At 68.1% G+C, this 13,354-nt stretch carries 15 protein-coding genes; 14 read left to right on the top strand and 1 reads right to left on the bottom strand.

Translation table 11 applies throughout. The annotated features are described in order from the left end of the window. The first annotated feature begins 16 nt into the window (after window positions 1–16). Together QC385_RS05895 and QC385_RS05890 are read left to right on the top strand one after the other, a co-directional pair. Window positions 17–1,096 carry an LPO_1073/Vpar_1526 family protein gene (locus QC385_RS05895; protein WP_279540190.1) on the top strand — a complete coding sequence of 360 codons (1,080 nt, stop codon included), beginning with the start codon at window positions 17–19 and terminating at the stop codon, window positions 1,094–1,096. Window positions 1,097–1,153: 57 nt separating this feature from the next. Then, window positions 1,154–1,942 (top strand): NUDIX domain-containing protein, encoded by a 789-nt coding sequence (locus tag QC385_RS05890; RefSeq protein ID WP_279540189.1) that lies wholly within the window; start codon window positions 1,154–1,156, stop codon window positions 1,940–1,942. Here QC385_RS05890 and QC385_RS05885 read toward each other — a convergent pair. Further along, entirely contained in the window at window positions 1,926–2,939 is a 1,014-nt protein-coding gene (locus QC385_RS05885) for an XRE family transcriptional regulator (RefSeq protein WP_279540188.1), read from the bottom strand. The genes QC385_RS05890 and QC385_RS05885 overlap by 17 nt on opposite strands. A gap of 632 nt (window positions 2,940–3,571) precedes the next feature. Here QC385_RS05885 and QC385_RS05880 point away from each other — a divergent pair. From QC385_RS05880 to QC385_RS05825, 12 genes are all read left to right on the top strand, one after another. Further along, window positions 3,572–3,751, top strand: a complete 180-nt coding sequence (locus QC385_RS05880) for a hypothetical protein (protein ID WP_279540187.1) — start codon at window positions 3,572–3,574, stop codon at window positions 3,749–3,751. Between the two features lie 96 nt (window positions 3,752–3,847). Next, on the top strand, window positions 3,848–4,117 hold the full coding sequence (locus tag QC385_RS05875; RefSeq protein ID WP_279540186.1) for a DUF6284 family protein: 270 nt from the start codon (window positions 3,848–3,850) through the stop codon (window positions 4,115–4,117). Then, entirely contained in the window at window positions 4,114–4,560 is a 447-nt protein-coding gene (locus QC385_RS05870) for a Pycsar system effector family protein (protein WP_279540185.1), read from the top strand. Before QC385_RS05875 ends, QC385_RS05870 begins: the two co-directional genes overlap by 4 nt. Before the next feature lie 56 nt (window positions 4,561–4,616). Next, entirely contained in the window at window positions 4,617–5,681 is a 1,065-nt protein-coding gene (locus tag QC385_RS05865; RefSeq protein WP_443032847.1) for a conjugal transfer protein, read from the top strand. Beyond that, on the top strand, window positions 5,681–6,061 hold the full coding sequence (locus QC385_RS05860; RefSeq protein WP_279540183.1) for an RRQRL motif-containing zinc-binding protein: 381 nt from the start codon (window positions 5,681–5,683) through the stop codon (window positions 6,059–6,061). The genes QC385_RS05865 and QC385_RS05860 overlap by 1 nt, the downstream gene beginning before the upstream one ends. Before the next feature lie 32 nt (window positions 6,062–6,093). Next, entirely contained in the window at window positions 6,094–6,651 is a 558-nt protein-coding gene (locus tag QC385_RS05855) for a hypothetical protein (RefSeq protein ID WP_279540182.1), read from the top strand. A 111-nt stretch (window positions 6,652–6,762) separates the two neighbouring features. Further along, the gene (locus QC385_RS05850) at window positions 6,763–8,880 is read left to right on the top strand and encodes an ATP-binding protein (protein WP_279540181.1); all 2,118 of its coding nucleotides are present in this window, start codon (window positions 6,763–6,765) and stop codon (window positions 8,878–8,880) included. Window positions 8,881–9,084: 204 nt separating this feature from the next. Further along, a complete protein-coding gene (locus tag QC385_RS05845) occupies window positions 9,085–9,549 on the top strand; it encodes a hypothetical protein (protein WP_279540180.1) in 465 nt (154 codons plus the stop codon). A 91-nt stretch (window positions 9,550–9,640) separates the two neighbouring features. After that, entirely contained in the window at window positions 9,641–10,330 is a 690-nt protein-coding gene (locus QC385_RS05840) for an SAM-dependent methyltransferase (protein WP_279540179.1), read from the top strand. After that, the gene (locus QC385_RS05835) at window positions 10,327–11,250 is read left to right on the top strand and encodes a bifunctional DNA primase/polymerase (protein ID WP_279540178.1); all 924 of its coding nucleotides are present in this window, start codon (window positions 10,327–10,329) and stop codon (window positions 11,248–11,250) included. Before QC385_RS05840 ends, QC385_RS05835 begins: the two co-directional genes overlap by 4 nt. Before the next feature lie 343 nt (window positions 11,251–11,593). Next, window positions 11,594–12,997, top strand: coding sequence for a DNA primase family protein (locus tag QC385_RS05830; protein ID WP_279540177.1), 1,404 nt, complete (start codon window positions 11,594–11,596; stop codon window positions 12,995–12,997). Window positions 12,998–13,086: 89 nt separating this feature from the next. Continuing rightward, window positions 13,087–13,335 carry a helix-turn-helix transcriptional regulator gene (locus QC385_RS05825; protein WP_279540176.1) on the top strand — a complete coding sequence of 83 codons (249 nt, stop codon included), beginning with the start codon at window positions 13,087–13,089 and terminating at the stop codon, window positions 13,333–13,335. Window positions 13,336–13,354: the final 19 nt, after the last annotated feature.

Raw genomic sequence — 13,354 nt, 5'->3', positions numbered from 1 at the left:
GCCAAGGACGCGACTGATGACCCAGTGGCAATCTCAACGCGGAGGGGACGGGTCAACGAATATCCAAGGAGAGCATGTCAAGTACATCGAGAGGGCACAGTACGGAATCAGTTATGACGACGCCAAGTCAATCGCCATGGACGTTTACGAGAGGAACATAACGAAGTTTACCCAAATAGCCCGCGAAGTAGCACGAGAGCGAGCCGAAGAGTTCACGGGCAAGCTCCTCAGAGACATCTCGCCAGAGGCTCTTGAAGCTCTGAAAGATCCGGACGTGCAACGAGGCCTATTCTTCGCTCAGCAAGAATTCGCATGCTCGGGCGATGACGAAGTTGGCGATACCTTGGTAAAGCTCCTCATGGAGAGGATTACCGACTCTCGCGATGGCATGCGCCGACTCGTCCTCAATGAGGCGCTGAGAATTGCAGCGAAACTTACGCCAGATCACATATCTCTACTGACCTGCAACTTCATTCTAAAGTATGTCTCGTTCGGGAACGTTAGAACCGTTGGAGACATCAGTGAGCAGCTAGACGCGGCACTACAGCCTTTCTGTGGCGATGTTTTCAATATCGGACAGGCCGACATCGACTACCTGCTAGGTACTGGATGCCTGACCGGCAGTTCTGGATTCATCCAAGAGGCAATGTCCCCAGGTCGGTATATGGGGATAAATTACCCAGGAATTTTCTCCACGGGATTCACCTTGGATGACTTCCCCGACGGGCACCTCCTGCTTAACACTCCGCTTATCGAAAAGCATCCAACCGCAGACGGCAGGTACAGAGTTTGCGCTATTTCAGAAGATGACCTCAACTCTTTGATCAGTGAACATGACCTCGAAGGAGTGCATCAGATAGCAAAAAATGCCCTCAAATCAAGAGTGCAGCCCGAGCATGTAATCCTTGAGTCAATCCTAGAATGCACTCCACACCTAAGACCTTTCTTCAGGCGATGGAAAAGCATGGGCATGTCTAGCTACATGAGCTCCGCCAGCGCCGTCGCTATTGCCCACGCCAATGCGCGCCGCATCAGCGAAGGTCAGTCACCTGCCTCACTCGACAATTGGTTGAGCCCTCGCGGAGAATTCGACTAAATTGCACCGTTCCAGTACTCTGGTACGCACCACAGCAGAACGGAGAGTGCTCCGCGGATGGGACCGAAGACGACCAAGGTCTACGAGACGCTTCGCGCAAGGCTCGCCTCAGGCGAGTACAGGCCCGGCGACAAGTTCCCCTCGGAGCGGACGCTTTCCGAAGAGCTCGGCATCGGCCGAACCGCACTTCGGCAAGTGCTCGCCCGTCTAGTGACTGAGGGAGCCCTAGAGGTCCGGGGCCGAAGTTCGTACCTTGTGCCGGGCGCGGTGAGCGTCAAGACCCCGGAGGGGTTGGAGCCCTGGCGCATCCACGGTGAGCGTGACCTCTACGACAACCGATGGGTCAAGCTTCAGCTCTGGGACGTGGAGCCGCCCGGCGTGGAACGCTTCGAACATCACGTCGTGAAGCTGCAGCACGTGGCCATTACGGCCGTGCTAGACGACCAGGACCGCGTGTTGATGATGTGGCGGTACCGCTTTGTCCCGCAGCAGTTCGGCTGGGAACTCCCGGGCGGCATCGTCGACGAGGGCGAGGACCCGGCCGAGACAGCGCTTCGGGAAGTCGTGGAAGAGACCGGTTGGCGACCGAAGTCACTGGAGCACGTCGTCATCTACCAGCCGATGGTCGGCATGGTCGACTCGCCTCACGAGATCTTCGTGGGTCACGGAGCTGAGCAGGTCGGTTCGCCGACTGACCTTGAAGAGGCCGGCCACATCGAGTGGGTTCCCCTGGCGGACATCCCGGGGCTCATGGCCCGTGGTGAGCTGATGGGCTCGGGGACGCTCGTAGCGCTGCTCCATATCCTGGCGAATCGCGGCAAGCAGGGGCTCACAGCCGCGCACTGAGCAGGTCGACTCGACGGCGTTGCCGCACCGAGCCCGTGCGGCTCGCCAACAACCGCGCCTGGCGCAGGTGAGTATGTGCGTCGTCATACTCGGCTCGCACCAAGTGAGCTTGGGCCAGGTCTGCATGAAGACCGGCTTGCGCACGCACGAACGTCGGGTCGACGACTTGCAGGGCGTCATAGAGGCTCGTCACCGCGCTCTCGTCGCCCAGCAGAGCCAAGACGTTGCCATGCCACCGAGTCAGGTGGGCGCTGTTGAGGAAGATGCTTAGCATGTCTGGGTCACGGTCCTCGGAGCCTGGCGGAATGCTCGCCATGGCAGCATCGAGCGCGCGTCGGCTGTCGTCCGCCATTCCCGGCACGTGAGCGCACATCTCCGCCTCTGCTGCATGCAGCCATGCCCGGAGACGGGGCGATCCCGCCTGCCCCAGGGTGCGTTGCGCGTCGCGAACCAGCTCGACGCCGAGTGCCGGCCGACCAGCCTCACACAGCACGTAGGCCTGCTCTGCCATGGCATGCGCCAGATACATCGGGGCCTCAGCGTCGCGAGCCGCGCGCTTCGCCGTCTCGTAGTGCCGCCAAGCACGTTCGACCGCACCGGAGTCGATCGCCTGCCACGCCGCCAGGGTTGAGGCTCCCGCAAGCGCAAGGGCCACAGGTCGACGCGTACTGGGAAGCACCGCAAAGTTCAGCGCCTCTTCCAGACGGGCAAGGTGGCCCGTCATTTGGTCCACAAGGCCGGACGCTCCCATCTGACGGTCCATGGTGCGCAGTACCTCGGTCTGGTCGTTGAACGCCTTCACCATGGACTCACTGACGCTGCTGGCTGAATCGATCCTGCTCAGCAGCTCGTCGTAGCCGTCGACGACGGGCAGCACGGCACCGGCATCCGCACCCCCTCTCAGCTCAGCGTCCGTGACTCCGAGGAGGCGTCGCAGGATCTCGGCATAGCGATCGGAAATGGTGCGCTTGCCGTTCTCCCACTCGGACACGTACACCCGCAAACTCGCGGTGGAGGCAACGTCAGTGACGTGCTGGCGGGCATACCGCTCGATCTCGCGAACCAGTCGTTCCTGAGACCAGCCGCGTGCGGTCCGCGCACTCCGAAGTCCTGAACTCACAGGCCACCGCCCGGCGTTAGTTCCGATCACTGCTCTTCCCATGGTGCCTCACATCGCCGCAGGTCAACAGGGGTTAACAGGCCGGGAGTTAAGCCCTGTTGGCTACCGACACCCCACCTCGAACTGTCTCCTGGAGATGCACCGCGAGGGGCGTTCACCGACCAAATCGGCGAACCACCTTGACTCTGGTGCGCACCAGATGCCAATCTACTGGTGCGCACCAGATGAAGGGTCACTCCGGATTCGCAGTGCGCAAACGGCGGCTCTTCGCGGCCGTGTCGGTTCGGGATAGCTCGTGCAGTTGGGGCCCTGAGCTGGTCGTTCCTTGAGAACTGCATAGGTGGGCCCCGTCTCCCCGAGTCGAAAAGACGGACCGCGCGGCCTACGCCGCGCATTGGCCTCTCCACAGCTCATCCGCTGTGGCCGGCTGCCTCCTCCGCTCGTCTCGTACGAGCGGGGTTGAGGGGAGCCGCGAGGGCTTCACCCTTCACCCGTCGAGAGACCTGTTCATGGACCGCCTGAAGGCACAGGCCGCGAAGAACCGTGAGGCGGCAAAGGTGTTGCGCCTCCGGGGCAGGGACACCGCCGCGGAGGAGCTGGAGGACCGGGCCGACGAGTTGGAGTCGGGTCGGGTTACCGACTGCACCGACGCCGTCAGTGGCCTCATCTCTTGGGCCTTTCGCCGCTGACCTCAGACCTGCTTTATCCACAAACGGCGCGCCCCCGGTGCTGGAACACCGGGGGCGCTATTCGGGCCGTTTCACCTGCTAGGGAGACCACAACCCATGAACCACATCGTTACTGTTCAGGACGCTGTTACCGCGTTCGCCGACTGGATCGAGCCGACGGACGCCGAGCTGGACGCGATCGAGCAGGAGATGCCCGTCATCCTGGCGGACGTTGACCTGCTGGACGCGCAGATCATCACCCTCGACCGCATCCCCACCGAGCTGGACCACCAGCGCCTTCGCCGGGCCCGACGCCGGGCCCTGGCCGCCCGCGTCGCCCTGGCCAACCGCACCGCTGGCGCTGTCCTGCCCGGGGGTGCGGCATGAGTGCCACGGAACGGAGCCTGACGGCCGCGCACGCTGAGGTGAAGGCGGAGATCACGCGGACCGACACCAAGACCGGTCTTCTGCTGGCGTTCGTCGGCGCGGTGCTGGCCGGCGCCTGGACGGTCGCCCGGGACCTGCCGCTGAACCTGCCCGCCTACCTCGTGGGCGGAGCCGGTATCGCGCTGCTGGTCGCGGCGGCCGGGCTGCTGCTGCGCTCCACCCGGCCGAACCTGCGCGGCCGGCACGGGTTCCCGCTGTGGGCCACGCTCACCGCCGAGGAGATCACCACCGCCGTCGCGACCGACCTTGCTGCCGACATCGCCGGCCTGTCCCGCCTGGCGGTCGCCAAGTTCACGACCCTGCGCCGCGCGGTCGACCTCACCCTCGCCGGTGGGGCGCTGCTCATTCTCGCCGCGCTGCTCACCGTGGGGGGTGCCCGGTGAACCCCACCAAGCTGACCCGCGTTCAGATCGGGGTGCTGACGGCCGCGTTCGTGCCGATGCTCGCCACGGGCGTGTTCGGCGGGATCGGCACGTACAGCAACATCGGCCACGCCTACGGCAAGGGAACCGCTCTCGGTGCGCTCGCTGCGGGTGAGGGGGCAACGGCCGTGCTCGCTCTGGTTCTGCTGGGGTTGACCATGCTGGGGCAGTCCTCCCCGCGCATCGTGCGGGTCGGGCTGTGGGCGCTGCCGGCCGCCGCCGCCGTCATGGGCGCCATGGCCGCACCCGATGCGGGCCGCACCGTCATCTACGCGCTGACCCCGATGGGTATGTCCGTCTCGGCTGAGGGCATGGCGTTCCTCGCCCGGCGGATCGTCGTCCACACCGACGGCCGCGACGCGGAGAACGAGCGGCGCACCGCCGATCTGGTGCAGGCGCTCGCCTACCACCGCGCCCGCGCCACCCAGCACCCGAGCAGTCGGGTCCAGTGGTGGTCGGAGCGTAAGTCGTGGCGGCTCGCACGCAAGGTCGGCGTCGGCGACACGGCACTCGTATCGAGGCTGCTGGACGTGCAGCGGGATCGGGTGACCGCCGGTGCGGATGCCGCGCTCGCCTCGATGTTCGGCGGCGCCGCCCCCACCCCGGCCCTGGATCCCGCACAGCCCGCGAATGCGGAGGAATCCACCGAGACCATCATGAAACGGTCTACGGCTGAGCTGCGGGAATCGACCCCGGATCCGGTGGTGACGCTGACCCGGCTGAGTGTGCCGGATCCGGTCGCGGTCGACCTGGGCAAGTCGATTCCTCCGCTCAAGCCGGTCCCCGCGATCGAGCCTGTGGCCGCGAAGCTGGTGCCGGTGGTGGCGGCGGAATCGACCCCGCCGCGCCGCCGGGCGACCGGTCGACTCCCCGAGGTGGCCCGACCGCCCCGACGGCCCAAGCGCACCCCGGATGAGTTGCTCGCCGAAGCACGTGAGGCGACGGCCGATTGGCCGGACGCGAAGGTGACCGCCGAGGGCATCCGCCGTGCGATCCACACCTCGCCGGCCAACGCCCGCATGCTGCGCGACACCCTCCTCGCCGAACGTGCCGGTGGCGGTGACGCTGAGGCGGCGGCCTGATGTCCGCCGCGTTCGGCAAGTGCTTCGACCCCGCCGGAACCTGCTACGGCGTTCCGACCTACCCGTGGCGCTATGCCCCGGACGGGCTGGCCACACGTCGGCAGTTACGGGCCCTGGGACTGCGGCCCGGGGGTCAGCCGATAGCGGCGCAGGTCATGCGGGCGTCCCGCCGGTCCGGCGGCGCCCGCGTCGCCTACCTCTACCGCGTCGACCTGGCCAAGCCCGTCCGGCCGATGACGTCGCGGAAGTGGGGTGCTCTGGCGCTGGCGATGCTCGCCCGCCGCACCTGCCCGTGCTGCCGACTGGATGCGGGCTATGTCATTCCCACGTCGCTCGGCATGTGCGTGACCTGCGCCTACCCCGACCAGTGTGCCGCCTGAGCTGCGGTCTTTTCCTGAGACGGAGATCTGTCGTGAAGACATCCGTGAGCACGCACAAGCTGCCCGGCTACGGCTCCACCCTGCGCACCGCCAAGCGGCTGACCGAGCAGGCCGTCAAGCTCGTGAACCGCTCCGAGCCCGGCCGGATGCCGGACGTGGAAGTCATCCTGACCAACGAGCGGGGCATGGCCGAACTGATCGTCGCCGCTGACATCGCCCTGGCCGGCGCCGCCGACCGCCGCGCCCTCAAGCGCGCCACGCAAGGCGCCAAGCGGACCGCCCGCGAGGTGCAGGCGACAGCGATCCCGCGCCCGGACGGCTCGACGCTGATCCTGATCGACGCCAACAAGCACCCCACCCCGGCCGACTTCGCCGTGACGCTCGTGCACGAGCTGGTGCACGCCATGCAGTTCAGCCGCAAGGGCGTGCTGGAACGGATCGTGCGCAACACCCGGGACGGGCTCGGCATCGAGCGCCAGTCCCGCCGCCAGGCCCGCGAACACGAGCGGCTGGTGGAGCTGGACGAGAACGAGGCGCACAGCCGCGAGTACCTCGCCGAGCAGCTCGTTCCCGGCGCCCGCGCCGCCTGAAGCACCCCGCACTGCTGCCCGGGGGTGGCCCCTTGTCTGCCAGGACCAGGCCACCCCCGGTGTCTCCCTCAACTCCCGCCCCTGTCCGGGGCAGTCAGGAGAACCCTCAGCATGTCCGACAACGTCGTACGCCTCCACAAGGACCCCGAACCCCCCGCTCACGACGCCTCCGTGACCACACTGACGGTGGTGTCCGACCCGCCCGCCCCGGCTCCGGGGCCGCTGTGGGTGCGCTCCGGGCGGGCCATGAAGCGCGTCGCCACCGACGAGCGCACCACGGCCACTGTCCGCGCGGTGGCCCGCCACGGGATGTACACGTTCAACGGGGGCCGGATCGTGGCCCGCCGCACCTGGGACGGCCGCACCGGCTCCCGCTACGAACGCATGCTGCGCGCCGCTGAAGCCGCGGGGAACCACGAGCTGGCAGAGGAGTGGGAGGAGCGGTTGCAGCGCTTCCGCGACGCCCGGCACCGCCGCCGCATGGACCTGCTCACCTCCCCCGTCGACGTGGCCAAGGGCGCCGCCGTCGCGACCGGGATGAGCATCGGCACCCTGGTCGCGCTCGGAGTGGTGATGGCCCTCAACACCAAGGACGTCGCCGACGTCATCACCCCGCTCAGCGCGGTGATCGAGTTCATCGGCCTGCTCATCACCATCGTCCAGGTCGTCTGGCCCTACGCCGTCACCCTCGGCCCGCTGTTCACCCTGCTCGCCCTGTGGTCGGTCGGCCGCAAGCAGCAAGCCGCACCCCAGTGGGCCCTGCCGGCGAACGTCCGCAACGGGGAGGGTGAGCCGATCACGCCGTCCATCGTGGTCAAGGCCCTGCGTGACCTGGGCATCCCGGCCCTGCGCAACGCCATCAAGGAGATGGGCGACGCCGGCGCGGGCATGCTCGGGCCGATCCGCATCGCCGGATGCGGCGTGGAAGTCGATGTGACCCTGCCCTCCGGGGTGGCCACGAACGAGGTACAGGGCAGGCGGCGCAAGCTTGCCGAGAACCTCACCCGGCACGAGCACGAGGTGTTCATCACCATCCCCCCGGCCGCCCGTACCGTGCGGCTGTGGATCGCCGATTCCGGGGCGCTGGACGAGCCGATCGGCCCGTCCCCGCTGGTCACCGACGAGACCCTGACCGCCGACTACACCAAGGGCAGGGCACCGTGGGGCCAGGACCTGCGTGGCGACGCCGCCGCCCTGAGCCTGTATCAGCGCCACCTGCTCATCACGGGCCTGTCCAACCAGGGCAAGACCGCCGCCCTGCGCGCCCTGACCCTGTGGCTGGCCCTGGACCGCAGCGTTGAGTTCCGGATCGCCGACCTGAAGGGTGCCGGTGACTGGGCCATGTTCGACGGCCTGGCCACGGTGCTGATTCAGGGGCCGACCGATGAGCACGTGATCGAGGCGACCGAGATGGTCGAGGACGCCGTCGACGAGATGAACCGCCGCCTCCAGGCCCCGCCCGGAACACAGTTCCCGCCGCTGATCGTGCTGGTGGACGAGGCGCAGGTGGCGTTCATGTGCCCGCTCAAGGACGAGGACAAGCGGCCCTACGGCGGGTCCAAGGCTACTAGCCGGTACTTCATGGCCGTGCGGAAGATCCACAACCAGGGGCGTGCGGTCAACGTGCTGATGTGGCAGGGCACGCAGGACCCCACCGACCAGAACCTTCCCAAGCTGGTCCGCGAGGGCGCTCACACCCGCGCCGCCCTCGCCCTGGGCACCGAATCACAGGCCCGCATGGCGCTGGGGGACAAGGCCGTCGACGGCGGCGCCGCCCCCAACCTGCTGCGCCCCGGCCTGGACAAGGGACAGGTCGTCGTCGCCTCCGACGGCATCGCCATCCCCGCCGGCCAGGCCTCCATCAACGTCCGCACCCACTACATCGACACCGAGCAGGCCACCGAGATCGCCGACCGCGCCAAGGCCCTGCGCGACGGGGTCACCACCCTGCACGTCATCGAGCGAGGTGAGGAGCGCGACCCGCTCGCCGACATCGCCGCCGTCATCGGCGACGCGCCCCGCGTGCGGACCAAGGACGTGCTCGCGCGGCTCGCCACGCGGAACACGGACGCCTATGGCGGCTGGTCGTTCATCGACCTCAAGCGCGTCCTGGACGACGCCGGTGCCGAGCCGTACAAGTCCGACGGCGTGATGGTCGTCGCCCGCGACCGCGTCGCCCGCGCCCTCGCCAACCGCGACGCGGAAGATTCCGCTTCCGCCGACGGATGACAGGGAGCCGACCCCCAAACGCTCAGGGAGGCAGGGAGAACTCCCTGACCGCCTCCCTGACCCACCTCCCTGGCCCTGACCAGCAGAAATGATCCATCAGGGAGTCAGGGAGGCACGCAGGTCAGACCCCCCGAACACCCCTCCACAAGGCACCCCGAAGGGGGTGCCTCCGCCTCCCTGACCAAGTACCGGAAGGGATTCCGCATGTGCCCCGAACACCCCGCCTATGCACCCGCCGAACGGGCCGTGGAGGTCCACCAGCCCACCCCCATCACCCCCGCCGCCGTGACACCGGCGCCCCTCGTTCCCGCCCAGCCCGGCAGCCTCCCGACCGTGGCGAGCGTCGTCCTGCCCGACGGCCGCGTGGTCACCGGTTACGCCATCGAGCCCGCCAAGCCCGAGCCGACCGCCGCTAAGCCGGCCGTCTCCCGCGCGGCGGTGAACGTCGCACTCGGGGGTTTCGGGTTCCTCGCCGTGTGCGGCGGCCTGCTGCTCCTCACCACGTTCATCACCGCGCTGACCGCACTCATCACCCAGCTCATCACCCTCGCCGCCGTCATCTTCGGCGGCTGGATCGCCGTGCAGGTGTTCAGCGCGAACCGCCACCAGAGCGGGACCACGGTCAACATCCGCAAGGCCGTCTTCAAGCGCAACCACTTCCACAGCTAGCTACGCCAAGGGCGGCCCCCGCATCTCGCCAAAGAACCGGGGCCGCCCTTGTCCAACCCGTCCTCATCAGACCTGTTGGAGGCCTCCCAGCATGACGCAACCCACCGACATCCGGCGAGTACGCGGCCACCAGCCGACACTGCTGGACCTGTATTGCTGCCAGGGCGGCGCCGGCAAGGGCTACGCCGACGCCGGGTTCGACGTGACCGGCGTCGACAAGGATCCGCAGCCCCGCTACCCCTTCCGGTTCGTCCAGTCCGACGCCATCGCCTACGTCGTGGAGCACGGCGCCCAGTACGACTTCATCCACGCCTCCCCGCCGTGCCAGCACGACAGCGAGTGCCAGCGCATCCAAGGCAACGCCCACCCCGACCTGATCGCCCCCACCCGCGCCGCCCTGGAGTCCACCGGCCGGCCGTGGGTGATGGAGAACGTGAAGGGCGCGGTGCCGAAGCTGCGTGAGCCGGTGATGCTGTGCGGTCCGATGTTCGGCGTGGAGACCTACCGGCACCGGTACTTCGAGACCGGCGGCGGCTTCACCCTCGACCAGCCGCACCACCCGGCGCACCTGGTGCCTCAGGCCAAGATGGGCCGCCCGGTCCCGCCCGGCCACTACGGGCAGTTCGTCGGCAACTTCTCCGGCGTCGACCTGGCCCGCCGTGTGATGGGCGTGCCGTGGATGAACCGCGACGGCATCCGCGAGTGCGTCCCGCCCGCCTACACCGAGCACATCGGCCGCGCCTACCTCGCCGCTCTGACCAGGCTGGAGGTGGCAGCGTGACCGGCACCGGCACTACGGACCTGACCAGGCTGGGCCTGCTGGCCTGGGCACTGGAGGCCACCCGGCGGGGCTGGGCAGTCATCCCGCTGCGCCCCATGGATAAGCGGCCCGCCGGTCACGCCGAACGGCTCTGCCCCGGCACCGGCCGCTGCGCCGACGGCCACAAGACCCCCGAGCAGCGCGCCACCACCGACACCGAGCTGCTCATCGCCGCATGGGCCCACCAGCCGTACAACGTCGGCATCGCTACCGGCCCGTCCGGGCTGCTCGTGGTCGACCTCGACACGCTCAAGCCCCAAGAGCCGAAAGGAACGCCTGACGGCGCCGCCAACTTTCAAGCGCTCTGCGAGCGCGCCGGGCAGGTACTCCCGGACACCTACCGAGTGCGGACCGCACGCGGCGGTGAGCACCTGTACTTCACCCAACCGCCCGGCGCCCGGCTGCACTCGACTGCCGGACGGCTGGCGAAGAAGATCGATACCCGAGGGTGGGGCGGGTACGCCGTTGCCCCCGGCAGCACCACCCCCGACGGCACGTACACCGTTCTGGACGACCGTGACCCCGCACCGCTGCCCGATTGGCTGCACGAGGCCCTGAAACCACGTCAGCGGCCCGCACAGGCCCCGGCAGGGCCCATCGTGGCCCGTGCAGACGGGTACGCCGCCGCCGCGCTGCGCGGTGAAGTCCACAACGTCGCCACCGCCGCTGACGGCACTCGCAACGCCACACTCCTGCGGGCCGCGCGCGCACTCGGGCGGCTGGTCGCGTCCGGCGACCTCGACCGGGGGGAGGTTGAGCAGGCTCTTAGTAGGGCGGCAGCGGGCAACGCCACCCAGTCCCAGCGCTACTACGACGACGTCATTGCCCGGGGCCTGGACTGGTCCATCGCCCACAACCCGGGCGGCAGGCGAGCGGCATGACCAATCCCCCGCCTACTAAGAGCCTCACTGCCGCCACCTCCCAGCCGCTCGCCGCTCCACAGTCTGTGGAGGCGGCGGGCGTGGGCGGGCCGAAAGGCGCCGCCCGTCAGGGCGTCCGAACTGCTCTTCGCCCTGACCTGCAGCCGGCGGACAACCGCCGCATCACGGGGTGGCTGCACATCAGGGCCCCGTACGGCGCACAGCCCAGCGCCCTGTCCACCTGCGAGTGCGGCCGGCACCTGCGCGCGTTCGGCAAACGCCGCGTACTCGCACTGATCGAAGACCACGAAGCACACCGCGACACCTGTCCACTTCGCAGCTCCCAGGAAGGGAGGACCGCCGCATGACCGGCACGGAAGAACTGCCCCCACCCTCCAACCCGCTCGCCGTCGCCCGGCGACTCCTGCCCGCCTGGCAAAGCGATGGCCGCCTGATCGTCCGGCGCTGGCGCGGCTCGTGGATGCGCTGGAACGGCACCTGCTGGCGCGAGCTGGACGAAGCCCAGGTCCGCAAGTGCATGTACGAGCGGCTTGAGCACGCCGTGTTTCAGGCTCCCGGCAAGGACGGCGAGACGGAGGAACGCGACTGGGCACCCACGAAACCGAAGATCAGCAACCTGCTCGACGCCATGAGCGCCATCACCCTCCTGCCCACCGACACCGACGCCCCCGCCTGGATCGACGACCACGGGGACACCGGACAGGACCACGGCCCCATCGTGGCCTGTCAGAACGGGCTGCTGCGCATCCGGGACCGGGCGCTGCTGCCGCATACCCCAGAGTTCTTCAACCACGTCTCCGTACCGTTCTCCTACGACCCCGACGCCACCGCACCGACGTGGGAAGGGTTCCTGGCGCAGCTCTGGCCCGACGACCCCGACTCCATCACCGCACTTCAGGAATGGTTCGGCTACGTCATCTCCGGCCGGACCGACCAGCAGAAGATCCTGTTCATGGTCGGCCCCTCCCGCTCCGGCAAAGGCACCATCGCCCGCGTACTGAAAGCGCTGGTCGGCAAGGAGAACCTCGCCGGACCGACCCTCGCCGGACTCGGAACGAACTTCGGCCTGTCCACCCTGGTCGGCAAACCCCTCGCGATCATCTCCGACGCCCGCCTGTCCGGCAACGACAACAGCCAAGTAGTCGAGCGGCTGCTGACGATCTCCGGCGAGGACACCATCGACGTGGACCGCAAGTACCGCCCGGTCTGGACGGGCAAACTGCCCACCCGGCTGATGATCCTGTCCAACGAACTGCCGCACTTCGGCGACTCCTCCGGCGTCATCGCCAACCGGTTCATCCTGCTCAGCACCCGCCTGTCCTGGCTGGGCAAGGAAGACTCCACCCTCACCGACCGGCTCATCGCCGAAATGCCCGGCGTCATCAACTGGGCCCTGGAAGGACTCGCCCGCCTGGAACGCGCCGGCCGCATCACCGAACCGGCATCCAGCCGCGAAGCGATCACCACCATGCGCGACACCGCCTCACCCACCAGCGCCTTCATCCGCGAGCGATGCCATACCGGCCCGACATGCAGCGTGCCGGTGGACACCCTGTGGAGCGTCTGGCGCGACTGGGCCGAGGACAACAACGTCAAGCCCGGCACCAAGCAGGTCTTCGGCCGCAACCTGCTCTCCGTCGTCCCCCAGCTCAACCGCACAAGGCCCCGCGACGCCTACGGCCGGCAGGTGGCCACCTACACCGGGATCACCGTCAACCAGTCCGAACCACATCTGTCTGAGTCGTGACTCATCGCGGCTCAAGCCCCAGCCAACCCGCTTTGAGTCGCGATGAGTCACGACTCAGAGCAATGTGATTCCAACTCCCGGAGGACGCAGTGACGCCGCCCCGCCTCCTTGACGAGACCGATCCCCGCGCCACCCTCCGGGGTGGCCTCCCGGACCGGTACCTCAACGCCGACGACATCGCCGAGATCTTCGACGTGCCGAAAGAGACCGTCTACCAGTGGCGTAAGAAGCGCATCGGGCCGCCCGGATTCCGTATCGGAAAGTACGTCCGCTACGACCCCGCCGACGTGCAGGCCTACGTCACCAGCCGCAAGGACGCCGAGAGCGACGCCGCCTAGCGCGGCCGTACACGCACCA

Origin of the sequence: Streptomyces sp. DH10 (assembly GCF_029813805.1) — a bacterium.
GTDB lineage: Bacteria > Actinomycetota > Actinomycetes > Streptomycetales > Streptomycetaceae > Streptomyces > Streptomyces coeruleofuscus.
This window is presented reverse-complemented; position numbering and strand designations above follow the sequence as displayed.